A 12,980-nucleotide genomic window follows, 5' to 3' on the forward strand; every position below is an offset into this window, starting at 1 on the left:
GGGACGGGGAGGCGGGTCGCGGCTGTAGGCCGCGACCGCCGAACCATGCCGCGGGACGCGGGTGGTGGCAGGGGAGCCGCCACCCAGGGAAGCGCGGTGCGAACGGGGGAGAGCGGTCCGGCCGGACGGGGGGTTCGGCCGGACCGCTCGTGCGTCCGTGGCCCTGCCGGCCCGGCGCGTACCCGTGCTCCGCAGGACGCCGACGGCTCGGGCGGTTCTTGGGCGACTTGGGCGGTTCGGCTGGTTCGGCTGGTTCGGGCGGTCGGGCGTTCAGGCGGCGAGGCGCTCGCCGTCGGCCGAGCCCGCGGTGTTCACGGCGCGGACGTCGTCCCCGGTGGCGAGCGACCCGATGCGCCGCAGCGCAGCGCGCTGGCCGCAGCAGTGCGCCCCCAGCGCGGCGTTGCGCGCCAGGATGGAGCGCTCCGCGCGCAGCAGTGCCCAGCCACGACGCAGCAGGAACGGCAGCGGCTTGCGGCTCTCCCGCACGTCCCGCGCCAGTCGGCGCCGGAAGTGGGTGGTGGGCCGGTCGGCGAGGCAGATCGAGTCGGCGAGCAGACCGAGTTCGGCGCAGGCCGCGCCGATCTCGGCGGCGAAGATCCCCTCGGCGACCACCAGTGGCGCGCCGTTCAGTGCGAGGGTGTGGCTCCCGGTGCGCGCGCTGCGGGCGATCGAGTACTCGGGGAGTTCCGCCTCGCCTCGCTCGCACAGCTCCCGCAGCGCCTGTACGGCGCGATCGCCGTTCCAGGACCCGGGCGAGTCCCAGTCGGTGCCGGTGCCGGAGGGCAGCGCCGGTAGCGAGGGGTCGTCGCCGTCCTTGTAGAAGTCGTCCAACCGGACGACGGGCAGGTCGGTGCGGGCGGCGAGCCGGGACTTGCCCGATCCGGACGGGCCGGTCAGCAGGATCACGCGGGCGGGGGCGCTGGAAGTCACGGGCACCCATTGTCCCGTATCAACCGAACGGGTGAAGCCACGCGGTGAGAGCGTCGCGGTATCGCCACATTCGACTACCCTGCGAGACGGCCTTTTCACCCGATGCGTCCGGCAGGTGCCTACATGCCCTCTCACGCCCGTCATGCCCGTCACGCCCGCCATGCGCGGCCGAAGGCGATGGGCGCGCGCCGCCTCGCTGTGGCCCTCGGCGTCGCCGGGAGCGCCGCCGTCGCGTCGGCGGGGACCGCGCAGGCGGCCCCGCAACTCCTCGGAGGCTACGACCCGGTGCAGACCGTGGAGTACGTGGTCGCCCCCGTCGCGGACGTGAAGCTCTACCCGATGGCCGACACCGGGGTCGATCCGCTCAGCAACACCGTGCGGACCCAGGTCGCCGACTTCCAGCCGGTGGGCACCGACCTTGTCACCGGGCCGCTCGCCGGAGGCGCCTCCCTCTCGGAGGTCGCCGGAGCGCTCGGCGGACTGCTGGGGCGCTGACCCGGCCCACGCGCGACGGCGCCCCCGCTCGGGCGATGAGATCCGAGCGGGGGCGCCGTGGTGCGCGGGCCGGGGGTGGCGGGGGTTCCGAAGTCTCCGCGCCGCCGTGCCGTCGTCAGTAGGACGAGCCCGCGGCGCCGAGGCCGCCGGTGGGGTGCCACACCGTCTTGGTCTCCAGGAAGGCCAGCATTCTGCCGGTGCCCGGGTCCGCCGTCCAGTCGCCCGCGGGGGCCGGGCGCAGCACGCGCTTGAGGTTGTCGGCCGCCGCAACCTCCAGTTCGGTGGCCAGCCCGGTATCGCTCGCCGTTGCGGCAAGGTCGACGGCGTTGACGTCCTGGTGGGCGGCGAGGGGCGCCCCCAGCTCCGCCGCCGAGCCCGCGAGTACGTTGACGACGCCGCCCGGCACGTCCGAGGTGGCGAGCACCTCCGCCAGCGAGAGCGCGGGCAGCGGGGCGGCCTCGTCCGCGACGACCACGGCGGTGTTGCCGGTGACGATCACGGGCGCCACCACCGAGACCAGCCCCAGCAGCGAGGAGCCGGCGGGGGCGAGCACGGCGACGACGCCGGTCGGTTCGGGCGTGGAGAGGTTGAAGTACGGACCGGCGACGGGATTCGCCCCACCGGCGATCTGCGCGACCTTGTCGGACCACCCCGCGTACCAGACCCACCGGTCGATCGCCGCGTCGACCTGGGCGGCGGCCTTGGCGCGGGAGAGTCCCTCGGCGGCGGCGACCTCGGCGGCGAACTGCTCCCGCCTGCCCTCCAGCATCTCCGCCACGCGGTAGAGGACCTGGCCCCGGTTGTAGGCGGTGGCACCGGACCAGCCGGGGAACGCCTTGCGGGCGGCCACCACCGCGTCCCGGGCGTCCTTGCGGGAGGAACGCGGCGCGTTGGCGAGCCAGTTGCCCTTGCTGTCGGTCACCTCGTACACCCGTCCGCTCTCCGATCGCGGGAACTTGCCGCCCACGTAGAGCTTGTACGTCTTCAGCACGTTCACCCGGTCAGTGCTCAAGGTAGGCCTCCAGCCCGTGACGGCCGCCCTCGCGACCGAAGCCCGACTCCCGGTAGCCGCCGAAGGGCGAGGTCGGGTCGAACTTGTTGAACGTATTGGCCCAGACGACGCCCGCCCGCAGCCGTTCGGCCACGGCCAGGATGCGCGAGCCCTTCTCCGTCCACACGCCGGCGGAGAGGCCGTAGGGCGTGTTGTTGGCCTTGGCCACCGCCTCCTCCGGGGTCCGGAAGGTCAGGACGGAGAGCACCGGGCCGAAGATCTCCTCACGCGCCACCCGGTGCGCCTGGCTGACGCCGAGGAAGAGCGTCGGGGCGAACCAGTAGCCTCGGGAGGGCAGTTCGCAGGGTGCGGACCAGCGCTCCGCACCCTCCGCCTCGCCGGACTCGGCGAGTTCGGTGATGCGGGCCAGCTGCTCGGCGGAGTTGATGGCGCCGACGTCGGTGTTCTTGTCCAGCGGGTCGCCGACCCGGAGGGTACGCAGCCGCCGCTGCAACGCGGTCAGCAGCTCGTCGTGCACCGACTCCTGGACCAGCAGCCGCGAACCGGCGCAGCACACCTGCCCCTGGTTGAAGAAGACGCCGTTGACGATGCCCTCGACGGCCTGGTCCAGGGGCGCGTCGTCGAAGACGATGTTGGCGCCCTTGCCGCCGAGTTCCAGGGTGAGCCGCTTCGAGGTGCCGGCGACCGTGCGGGCGATCTCCTTGCCCACGGCGGTCGAGCCGGTGAAGGCGACCTTGTCGACGCCGTCGTGCGCCACCAGCGCGGCGCCGGTCGCGCCGTCACCGGTCAGGATGTTCACCACACCGCGCGGCAGGCCGGCCTGGCGGCAGATGTCGGCGAAGAACAGCGCGGACAGCGGGGTGGTCTCGGCCGGCTTGAGGACGACGGTGTTGCCGCAGGCGAGCGCGGGGGCGATCTTCCACGCCAGCATCAGCAGCGGGAAGTTCCACGGGATGACCTGCGCCGCGACACCCACCGGGCGGGGGGACGGTCCGAACCCGGCGTGGTCGAGCTTGTCGGCCCAGCCCGCGTAGTAGAAGAAGTGCGCGGCGACCAGGGGGAGGTCCGCGTCGCGGCTCTCCTTGATCGGCTTGCCGTTGTCCAGGGTCTCCAGCACCGCCAGCTCGCGCGAGCGCTCCTGGACGATCCGCGCGATGCGGAAGAGGTACTTGGCCCGCTCGGCGCCCGGCAGCGCCGACCAACCGGTGAAGGCCGTCCGTGCGGCCCGTACGGCGGCGTCCACGTCGGCCGCGCCGGCGTGGGCGACCTCCGACAGCTTCTCCTCGGTGGCCGGGGAGAGCGTGGGCATGACGCCGCCGTCGGCCGCCTCGCGGAACTCGCCGTCGACGAAGAGCCCGTAGGAGGGCGCGATGTCGACGACGGCGCGGGACTCGGGCGCGGGCGCGTAGGTGAACAGTCCGGAGGGCGCGGCGGGGGAGCCGGTGGCGGGGGTGGATTCGTTGGTCATGGCAGGGTCAGTCCACCGTCACGTAGTCGGGGCCGGAGTAGCGTCCGGAGGAGAGCTTCTGGCGCTGCATCAGCAGGTCGTTGAGCAGGCCGGAGGCGCCGAACCGGAACCAGTGGGGGCTCAGCCAGTCGTCGCCCAGCGTCTCGTTCACCATCACCAGGTACGTGATCGCGTCCTTGGTGGTGCGGATGCCGCCCGCGGGCTTGACGCCGACCTGGTGGCCGGTGGCGTCGCGGAAGTCGCGGACCGCCTCCAGCATCACCAGGGTGTTCGGCGGGGTGGCGTTGACGGCGACCTTGCCGGTGGAGGTCTTGATGAAGTCCGCGCCCGCGAGCATCGCCAACCAGGAGGCGCGACGCACGTTGTCGTAGGTGGCCAGCTCGCCGTTCTCGAAGATCACCTTCAGCCGGGCGGCGCCGCCGCCCGCGCGGGCGCAGTTCTCCCGGACGGCGGTGATCTCCTCGAAGACCTTCAGGTACCGGCCGGAGAGGAACGCCCCCCGGTCGATCACCATGTCGATCTCGTCGGCGCCTGCGGCCACGGCCGCCCGCACGTCGGCGAGCTTGACCTCGATCGGGGCCCGGCCCGCGGGGAAGGCGGTCGCCACCGAGGCGACCAGCACGCCCGTCCCGGCCAGCGCCTCGCGGGCGACCGGGACCATGTCCGGGTACACGCAGACGGCGGCGGGGCTGGGCGCGGTGCGGTCGGAGGGGTCCGGGGCGCGTCCCTTGGCGCACAGCGAACGGACCTTCCCCGGGGTGTCGGCGCCCTCCAGGGTGGTCAGGTCGATCATCGAGATCGCCAGATCGATCGCGTACGCCTTGGCCGTGGTCTTGATCGAGCGGGTGCCGAGCGCGGCGGCCCGCGCGTCGAGCCCCACCGCGTCGACCCCGGGCAGCCCGTGCAGGAAGCGGCGCAGCGCCGCGTCGGAGGCGGTCACGTCCGCCAGAGCGGGAGCAACAGAGGGTGGCATGGTCACCAGGGGAGCATATCTACGCGCGTAGCCGACTGTCATCCCCCGGGGTGCTTCGGCCGGCCGCCCCCGCGGCGCGCCCCGGCGCCGGGACCGGCAGGCCGCGGTGCGGGGGCGTCGGGCACAATCGTGCGCATGACCAGTGAGCCGGACAACTACTCCGACCGCGTCTACCGATCGAGCGGCGCGATCGTGGGAGGGGCACTGCTCCTCGCCCTGATCGCCTGGCTCGGCGGGGACGCGCTGGTGCGCGGCTCGGGTCGGTCGCCGTTCATCGCGCTGGCCGTGGTGTGTGCGATGGCCCCGCTGATCGTCGCCTTCTCGCTGCGGCCCGCGGTCTTCGCCAACCAGGCGGGCGTCCGGATCCGCAACCCGTTCCGTACCGTCGTGGCGCCCTGGTCCCGGGTGGAGTCCGTGCGCGCAGGCTACTCCTGCGAACTGGTCGCGGACGGCGTGCGGTACCAGCTGTGGTCGATCCCCGTCTCGCTGCGCGCGCGCTCCCGCGCCAACCGGCACAACCAGCGGCTCGCCGCCGGTGAGCAGCCCAAGGGCGCCTTCGGTATCGGCACCGCCAACACCACGGACACCGGGCCGCGGTCGGCGCCCTCCGACGCCGCTGTCAGCGAGCTCAAGGAGATGGCCGAGCAGAACCGGGAGCGCCCGGACGCCGAGGGGCAGGTGACGGTCACCTGGGCGTACGAGCTGATCGTCCCGGCCGCCGTGGGTGTCGTGGGCGTCCTCGTCCTCTGGCTCTCCGCCTGACCCCGGCGGCGGTCGCGCCGTGCCGGTCCGCGCTGCCCCGTGCTCGACCGCCCGACCCCGATCGTCCGAACCCGTCCCCGCCGCCCCGCGCCATGATCGCCGCGGGGCGGCGCCCGCCTGTCGTTCCCGCTGACGGCTGCGACTCCGCTTACAGCCGTAGTTTCCGCAAACTTCCCTGTTGTGCTCCCTTGATGGCTGCGGTTAGGGTAATCCTGTGAGTGAGCACCTGTTCTCGGTGCAGGCGGTGGCCGACCACCTCGGTCTGCACGTTCGCACCGTGCGGAACTACGTCCGCGACGGTCGGCTGCCGGCCGTCCGCATCGGCAAGCAGTACCGCGTCACCCAGGGCGACCTGGAGCGGTTCACCGGGCGGCCCGTCCCGGACATCGCCGCGTCGGCGGGCCCCGAGGGGGAACGTCGGGCGCATGCCGACGTCTCCAGCATCGTCGAACTCGACGGTGTGGAGCGGGAGCTGGCCGACCGGCTCTCCACCCTGCTCACGGCGGCGGCGCGCAGCAGACTCCCCGGTGAGGAGCAGGTGCGGGTCGAGACCGTGCACGACCCGGCGCGCGGCCGGATGAAGGTCATCGTGGTGGGCGGGCTCGCCGACACCGCGCGGATGCTGGAGTACATCGAGGGGGTAGTGGGGTCGTGAGCGAGATCTACCGCACGCAGTTCGGTGGGGAGGAGGTCCGCCGCCGGTACCGCGCGGCGCTGGACGCCTGGCCGGTACCGGCGGAGCGGATCACCATCCCGACGAGCCAGGGCGAGACCTTCGTGCTCGCCGCCGGGCCGGAGGCGGCGCCACCGGTCGTCCTGCTGCACGGTGCCTGCTCCAACGCCCTGACCTGGCAGGACGCCGCACCGGGGTGGAGCCGCGCGCTGCGCACCTACGCCGTGGACCTGCCGGGGGAGCCGGGGCTGAGCACCGCGAACCGCCCCGCGCTGGACTCCGACGCCCCCTCGCGCTGGCTCGCCGAGGTCATCGCCGGCCTCGGCCTGGAAGCCCCGGCGCTGGTCGGAGCCTCCCTCGGCGGCTGGACCGCGCTGGACTTCGCGGTGCGGCACCCCGACCGCGTCTCCCGGCTCGCGCTGCTCGCCCCCGGCGGGGTGGGCCCCGCCCGGTTCGCCTGGCTGCTGCGCTGGGCGATGCTGCGGCCGTTCGGCGAGTGGGGGAGGCGTCGCTCGGCCGCGGACGTCGCCGGCCTCGACCCGGTCCACGACCGCGAGGTCCTCGACGAACTCTCCTTCGTGATGTCCGAGTTCAAGCCACGCACCGAGAAGCTGCCGATCTTCGCGGACGAACTGCTGGCGCGGTTGGAGATGCCGACCCTGGTCCTGTGCGGCGCCCGCGACGCGATGTTCGACTCCCTGGAGACCGCCCGCCGGTTCCGCAGGCGGGTGCCCGGAGCCGAGGTCGTGGTGCTGCCGCTCGCCGGGCACGCCGTCCTGGACCAGGCGGAGACCGTCCGCGCCTTCCTGACGAGGCCGGCACGCGCCTGACCGGGACGGGACACCGCCTGGCCGGACACCGCCGGGCCGGACCGCGAGCTGCGCGGGCCGGCCCGGCGCCCGTGCGTCAGATGCCCAGCGCCGCCGCGAGGTCCCGCTTGAGCGCCGCGAGCGTGCCCGCCGCCTCGATCCGGGCCGCCGGAACCGCGTCGGCGTCCGGGACCTCCACCACGGCCTCCAGGTAGCACTTCAGCTTGGGCTCGGTACCGCTGGGCCGGACCACGACGCGGGCGCCGCGGAGCGTGTAGCGCAGCCCGTCCGTCGGCGGCAGCTCGGGACTTCCCGTCGACAGGTCGTCCACCCGCAGGACGGGCAGCCCCGCCAGCTCCCGAGGCGGCGTAGCCCGGAGCCGGGCCATGGCGTCGGTGATCAGCGAGACCTCCGCGACCCGCACCGCGAGCTGATCGGTCAGGTGCAGTCCGTGGGCGACGGCCAGCTCGTCGAGCAGTTCGGGCAGGGTGCGCCCCTCGGCCTTCAGCTCGCTCGCCACTTCCGTGACCAGCAGCGCCGCCGTGATGCCGTCCTTGTCCCGGACGGCTTCGGGGTCGACGCAGTAGCCGAGCGCCTCCTCGTACGCGAACCGCAGCCCGGGGACCCGGCCCAGCCACTTGAACCCGGTGAGGGTCTCCCTGTAGGGCAGCCCCGCTGCCGACGCCATCCTCCCCACCAGGGAGGAGGAGACGATGGTCGCGGCGAAGGTGCCGGTGGCGCCACGGCGGATCAGGTGTGCCGCCAGCAGCGCCCCCACCTCGTCGCCGTGCAGCATCCGCCAGCCGCTCGCCGCGCTCGCGTCCGGCACCGCGACCGCGCAGCGGTCGGCGTCCGGGTCGTTGGCGACGACCAGGTCCGGCGGGGTCGCGGCGGCGCGGGCAGCCGCGAACGCGAGGTCCATCGCGCCGGGCTCCTCCGGGTTGGGGAACGCGACGGTCGGGAAGTCCGGGTCGGGCAGCGCCTGCTCGGGGACCGGCAGCGGCGGGGGGAACCCGGCCTGGGTGAAGGCGGACTCCAGGACTCGCTGCCCGACGCCGTGGAGCGGCGTGTACAGCACCGACGCGGTCCGGGGCGAGCCCTCGGTGAGCACCGCGGGGGCCCGGTCCAGGTAGGCGTCGACGATCTCCTCGCCCAGCGTCTCCCAACCCGACTCCGGTCGGGCGACCCCGGCGAGCGGGCCGACGGCCGCGATCCGGGCGGCGATGGAGGCGTCGGCGGGCGGCACGATCTGGCTGCCGTCCCCGAGGTAGACCTTGTACCCGTTGTCCCGGGGCGGGTTGTGGCTCGCGGTGACCGCGATCCCGGCGACCGCGCCGAGGTGGCGGATGGCGAACGCCAGCACGGGTGTCGGCAGGGGCCGGGGCAGCACCGCCGCCCGGAGCCCCGCGCCGGTCATCACGGCGGCGGTGTCGCGGGCGAAGTCCGCGCTGCGGTGCCGGGCGTCGTAGCCGACGACCACCAGCGGCCGGTCGATCTCCGGGTGCCGGTCCCGCAGCTCGGCAGCGATGCCGGCCGCGGTGCGGATCACCACGGAGCGGTTCATCCGCATCGGGCCGGCGCCCAGTTCGGCGCGGAGTCCGGCGGTGCCGAACTCCAGGTCGCCGGCGAACCGCGCGGCGAGCTCCTCGTGGGCCGCCGGTCCCTCGGCGGCGAGCAGCGCCGCCAGCTCCTCACGGGTCTCCGTGTCGGGGTCCTCCGCCAGCCACGCGGCGGCGCGTGCCCTGAGCTGCTCCTCCGACTCGGCGACGTGGTCGTCGGCCGCCATCAGATGCGCTCCAGTACCTGGGAGAGCAGGGCGCCCATGCGGACAGCCGAGTCGCGGCCCGCCTGGAGCACCTCCGCGTGGTCCAGCGGCTCGCCGGTGATGCCCGCGGCAAGGTTGGTGACCAGGGAGACGCCCAGCACCTCGGCCCCCGCCTCACGGGCGGCGATGGCCTCCAGCACGGTCGACATGCCCACGAGGTCGCCTCCGATGGCGCGGACCATGTTGATCTCGGCCGGGGTCTCGTAGTGCGGCCCGGTGAACTGGACGTAGACGCCCTCCTCCAGGTCGGGCTCGACCTCTTTGCACAGCGCGCGCAGCCGGGGGGAGTAGAGGTCGGTGAGATCCACGAAGTTCGCGCCCTCGATGGGGGAGGACGCGGTGAGGTTGATGTGATCGCTGATCAGCACCGGCTGGCCGGGCCGCATGCCCGGTCGCAGCCCGCCGCAGCCGTTGGTCAGCACGACGACCTTGCATCCCGCGGCGACCGCGGTCCGCACCCCGTGGGCTACGGCGGCGACACCGTGGCCCTCGTAGTAGTGGGTGCGGCCGAGGAAGACCAGGGCGCGCTTGCCACCGGCGGTGCGGTAGGAGCGGATCTTGCCGGAGTGGCCGAGGACGGCGGGCGGCGGGAAGCCCGGCAGCTCGGTGACGGGGAACTCCGCTTCGGGTTCCCCGAGCGCGTCGGCGGCCGGGACCCAGCCCGAGCCCATCACCAGAGCCACGTCGTGACTGTCCGCACCGGTCAGCTCGCGCAGACGTGCGGCAGCCGCCTCGGCCCTCTCCACATTCTCTGAAGCGTTCACGGGAGGGAGCCTAACCGCTTTTCGCCTACGCGCGTAGATCCGTGTCGGCCACTGTGGGCGACACCGGTTCCGGAACTTCCCCCGGAACCTCACGCCCCCGGGTCCTACCCGTCGCGCGCGTCGACCGAGCGTCGCCGGCCGGTCGCCCGGGGGCGCGCCGAAGCGCGGCGACCGGTTCCGTGCACGCCCGGGGCGGGGCGTCGCACGCCCGTCGGGGGGCGCCCCCTCGGCGCCGGCGCGCGCAGCCGCACCGGTCGTCAGCAGGGGCGCTTGCGCAGCTCCATCACGTAGTCGTGCGGGGCGTCCGCCGACTCGGCCGCGTCGGCGATCTCGCCGAGGTAGCGGGCGCTGGGCAGCCCGCCCTCGTACCCGTTGAGCACGTAGACCCAGGCGGGGAGGTCGCCCTCCAGCGTCGCCACCCGCACCCGCATCCGGCGGTAGATGTCGAGGCCGACACCCACCCAGCGGTCCATGCTTTCCTCGTCCATGGGGGCGATGTCGTACAGCGCGACGAACACCTGCGAGCGGGGCGCCTCGGCGATCGTGGCCAGCGCTCCCTCCCACCCCATGTGCTCGCCACCGAAGGTGAGGCGCCAGTCGGTCAGCCAGCCGGTACCCCGCAGCGGGGAGTGCGGCGCGCGACGCGACATCAGCCGGGCATCGAGGTTTCCCGCGTAGGCGGCGTAGAGCGACATGGTTTGAGAGTACGGGAGCGGTCGCCCGGGAGGAGGAGGCACGCGCCCCGGCGGACGGCACTCGGAGGGGCCAGCGGGTGATCGCCGGAGCGGTGCGAGAGACTGTCGTACGTGACTCGGATCGTGATCATCGGTGGTGGACCTGGCGGCTACGAGGCTGCGCTCGCTGCGACGCAGTTCGGGGCGGAGGTGACGATCGTCGACCGCGACGGGCTCGGCGGTGCCTCCGTGCTGACGGACTGCGTGCCCTCGAAGACGCTCATCGCCACCGCCGAGGTCATGACGACCTTCGACTCCTCCTACGAGGAGCTGGGCATCGTCATGGACCGCGAGGACGACCCCGACGCCCCCGGGCCGGTGGTGGGCGTGGACCTCGGCAAGGTGAACCGGCGGGTCAAGCGCCTCGCGCTCGCCCAGTCCCACGACATCACCGCGTCGGTGACGAGGTCCGGCGTGACGGTCCTCGCCGGTCGCGGCCGGCTGGAGCCGGACCGCGCCCCCGACGGCGCCCGCCGGGTGACGGTGACCGAGCCGGACGGCGCGGAGCACGAGCTGGTCGCCGACGCGGTACTCATCGCCACCGGCGGCACCCCCCGCGAGCTGGCGGACGCCAAGCCCGACGGCGAGCGCATCCTCAACTGGACGCAGGTCTACGACCTCGCGGAGCTGCCCTCGGAGCTGATCGTCGTCGGCTCCGGTGTGACCGGCGCCGAGTTCGCCGGCGCCTACCAGGCCCTGGGCTCGCGCGTGACGCTGGTCTCCTCCCGCGACCGGGTGCTCCCCGGCGAGGACTCCGACGCCGCCGTTGTGCTGGAGGACGTCTTCCGCCGCCGCGGCATGAACGTCATGGCCCGCTCGCGCGCCGCCTCCGTCGAAAGGGTGAAGGGCGAGGACGGCGAGGACCAGGTGCGGGTGACACTCTCGGACGGTCGCGTCATCCACGGCTCGCACTGCCTGATGGCGGTCGGCGCCGTGCCGAACACCTCCGACATGGGGCTGGAGGAGGCCGGGGTCCGGCTCAAGGACTCCGGGCACATCTGGACCGACCGGGTCTCGCGCACGACCGCGCCCGGCGTCTACGCGGCCGGTGACTGCACCGGTGTCTTCGCCCTCGCCTCGGTCGCGGCGATGCAGGGCCGGATCGCGATGTACCACGTCCTCGGCGGCGCGGTGGCCCCGCTGGACCTGAAGACCGTCTCGGCCAACATCTTCACCGACCCGGAGATCGCGACCGTCGGCTACACCCAGGCCGACGTGGACGCGGGGCGGATCGACGCGGAGGTCGTGAAACTGCCGCTGCTGCGCAACGCACGCGCCAAGATGCAGGGCATCCGCGACGGCTTCGTGAAGCTGATCTGCCGGCCGGGCACCGGGATCGTGGTGGGCGGCGTCGTCGTCGCGCCCCGCGCCAGCGAGCTGATCCACCCCATCTCGGTCGCGGTCGACAACAGCCTGACCGTCGACCAGATCGCAAAGGCGTTCACGGTGTACCCGTCCCTGTCGGGATCGATCGCCGAGGTGGCCCGTCAGCTCCAGGTCCGCAAGGCGGCCGGAGAGGGCTGACGCGGTCCACCGGCGAACCCCTGCGGCCTGTCGTGGCAGGCCGCAGGGGTTCGCGGTTTCCGGAACCGGGTACTCCGTTTCTGTGGCGGCGCCAGCCCTATACCACGCGCGACGGTCCGGTAATGACATCTTCGGAGATTTGCCGCAAGCTGCTGAAACCAGGCGGACTTTGGCGTTACGGTCGGTTCCGTGTTCGCTGCAGAACGTCGCCAAATGATCCTGGAGATGGTGCGCGCCAACGGCGCCGTCTCCCTCCGAGAGCTAGCCCGCGTCGTACAGACCTCAGAGGTCACCGTGCGACGCGACGTCCGCATCCTTGAGGCCGAGGGCCTCCTCGACCGGCGCCACGGCGGCGCCGTCCTGCCCGGCGGGTTCACCCGGGAGGCCGGTTTCCCGCAGAGATCCCTCGCCGCGTCCGCGGAGAAGGCCGCCATCGCGGAGGCCGCCGCCGGTCTCGTCGGCGAGGGCGAGGCCGTGGTCGTCGGCGCCGGCACCACCACCCAGGAGCTGGCGCGCCGGCTCGCCCGGGTGGCCGGGCTCACCGTCGTCACCAACTCGCTGCTGGTCGCCCAGGCCTTGGCGCACGCCAACCGGGTCGAGGTCGTCATGACCGGCGGCACCCTCCGCGGCTCCAACTACGCCCTGGTGGGCAGCGGCGCGGAGCAGTCCCTCCAGGGGCTGCGGGTGTCGCGCGCCTTCATCTCCGGTGCGGGGCTGACCGCCGAGCGCGGTCTGTCCACGTCGAACATGCTCTCCGCCTCGGTGGACCGCGCGCTGGTCCACGCCGCGGCGGAGGTGGTGGTCCTCGCCGACCAGTCCAAGCTGGGCGCGGACACCATGTTCCAGACCGTGCCGACCGAGATGATCTCCCACCTCGTCACCGACCAGCCCGCGCCGGACAGCGAGGCCGCCGCGCAGTTGGAGGCGCTGGCCGACCAGGGCGTCCGTATCTCCGTCGCTCCCGGCGAGGCCGCCCGCGGGGGGCGGGCCCGCCGGGACTTCCCGGTGCCG

Annotated in this window: 13 protein-coding genes; 6 read left to right on the forward strand and 7 right to left on the reverse strand. The window is 73.6% G+C overall.

The features are described 5' to 3' along the window. Positions 1-270 precede the first annotated feature (270 nt). Positions 271-936, reverse strand: a complete 666-nt coding sequence (locus HCJ92_RS16560) for a uridine kinase family protein (protein ID WP_167934377.1) — start codon at positions 934-936, stop codon at positions 271-273. A 117-nt stretch (positions 937-1,053) separates the two neighbouring features. Between HCJ92_RS16560 and HCJ92_RS16565 the strand changes: the two genes are divergently transcribed. Continuing rightward, entirely contained in the window at positions 1,054-1,425 is a 372-nt protein-coding gene (locus HCJ92_RS16565) for a hypothetical protein (protein WP_167934378.1), read from the forward strand. Between the two features lie 115 nt (positions 1,426-1,540). On the opposite strand, the gene HCJ92_RS16570 is transcribed toward HCJ92_RS16565, so the two are convergent. Genes HCJ92_RS16570 through deoC form a run of 3 tightly spaced genes read right to left on the reverse strand, consistent with a single transcriptional unit; the run spans position 1,541 to position 4,878 of the window. Further along, entirely contained in the window at positions 1,541-2,437 is an 897-nt protein-coding gene (locus HCJ92_RS16570; RefSeq protein ID WP_167934379.1) for an aldehyde dehydrogenase family protein, read from the reverse strand. Further along, positions 2,427-3,905, reverse strand: coding sequence for an aldehyde dehydrogenase family protein (locus HCJ92_RS16575; protein ID WP_167934380.1), 1,479 nt, complete (start codon positions 3,903-3,905; stop codon positions 2,427-2,429). The genes HCJ92_RS16570 and HCJ92_RS16575 overlap by 11 nt, the downstream gene beginning before the upstream one ends. Positions 3,906-3,912: 7 nt before the next feature. After that, on the reverse strand, positions 3,913-4,878 hold the full coding sequence (deoC, locus tag HCJ92_RS16580) for a deoxyribose-phosphate aldolase (protein ID WP_245240935.1): 966 nt from the start codon (positions 4,876-4,878) through the stop codon (positions 3,913-3,915). A 135-nt stretch (positions 4,879-5,013) separates the two neighbouring features. On the opposite strand from deoC, the gene HCJ92_RS16585 reads away from it, so the two are divergent. The 3 genes from HCJ92_RS16585 to HCJ92_RS16595 all read left to right on the forward strand — a co-directional run bounded on the left by HCJ92_RS16585 (position 5,014) and on the right by HCJ92_RS16595 (position 7,143). Beyond that, the gene (locus HCJ92_RS16585) at positions 5,014-5,640 is read left to right on the forward strand and encodes a PH domain-containing protein (RefSeq protein ID WP_167934382.1); all 627 of its coding nucleotides are present in this window, start codon (positions 5,014-5,016) and stop codon (positions 5,638-5,640) included. Between the two features lie 214 nt (positions 5,641-5,854). Further along, a complete protein-coding gene (locus tag HCJ92_RS16590) occupies positions 5,855-6,295 on the forward strand; it encodes a helix-turn-helix domain-containing protein (RefSeq protein ID WP_167934383.1) in 441 nt (146 codons plus the stop codon). Further along, the gene (locus HCJ92_RS16595) at positions 6,292-7,143 is read left to right on the forward strand and encodes an alpha/beta fold hydrolase (RefSeq protein WP_167934384.1); all 852 of its coding nucleotides are present in this window, start codon (positions 6,292-6,294) and stop codon (positions 7,141-7,143) included. Before HCJ92_RS16590 ends, HCJ92_RS16595 begins: the two co-directional genes overlap by 4 nt. A 76-nt stretch (positions 7,144-7,219) precedes the next feature. On the opposite strand, the gene HCJ92_RS16600 is transcribed toward HCJ92_RS16595, so the two are convergent. From HCJ92_RS16600 to HCJ92_RS16610, 3 genes are all read right to left on the reverse strand, one after another. After that, complete coding sequence (locus HCJ92_RS16600; protein WP_167934385.1) at positions 7,220-8,908, reverse strand: phospho-sugar mutase; 1,689 nt, start codon at positions 8,906-8,908, stop codon at positions 7,220-7,222. After that, complete coding sequence (locus tag HCJ92_RS16605; protein WP_167934386.1) at positions 8,908-9,711, reverse strand: purine-nucleoside phosphorylase; 804 nt, start codon at positions 9,709-9,711, stop codon at positions 8,908-8,910. Before HCJ92_RS16605 ends, HCJ92_RS16600 begins: the two co-directional genes overlap by 1 nt. A 257-nt stretch (positions 9,712-9,968) precedes the next feature. Further along, the gene (locus HCJ92_RS16610; RefSeq protein WP_167934387.1) at positions 9,969-10,406 is read right to left on the reverse strand and encodes a gamma-glutamylcyclotransferase; all 438 of its coding nucleotides are present in this window, start codon (positions 10,404-10,406) and stop codon (positions 9,969-9,971) included. Between the two features lie 102 nt (positions 10,407-10,508). On the opposite strand from HCJ92_RS16610, the gene HCJ92_RS16615 reads away from it, so the two are divergent. Together HCJ92_RS16615 and HCJ92_RS16620 are read left to right on the forward strand one after the other, a co-directional pair. Continuing rightward, positions 10,509-11,969: an NAD(P)H-quinone dehydrogenase gene (locus tag HCJ92_RS16615; RefSeq protein WP_167934388.1), complete on the forward strand. Its 1,461-nt coding sequence runs from the start codon at positions 10,509-10,511 to the stop codon at positions 11,967-11,969. 189 nt (positions 11,970-12,158) lie between these two features. Continuing rightward, positions 12,159-12,980: DeoR/GlpR family DNA-binding transcription regulator (locus HCJ92_RS16620; RefSeq protein WP_476718361.1), on the forward strand; the 822-nt coding region annotated here is incomplete at its 3' end.

Source organism: Streptomyces spiramenti, from assembly GCF_012034385.1.
Taxonomy (GTDB): Bacteria; Actinomycetota; Actinomycetes; order Streptomycetales; family Streptomycetaceae; genus Streptomyces; species Streptomyces spiramenti.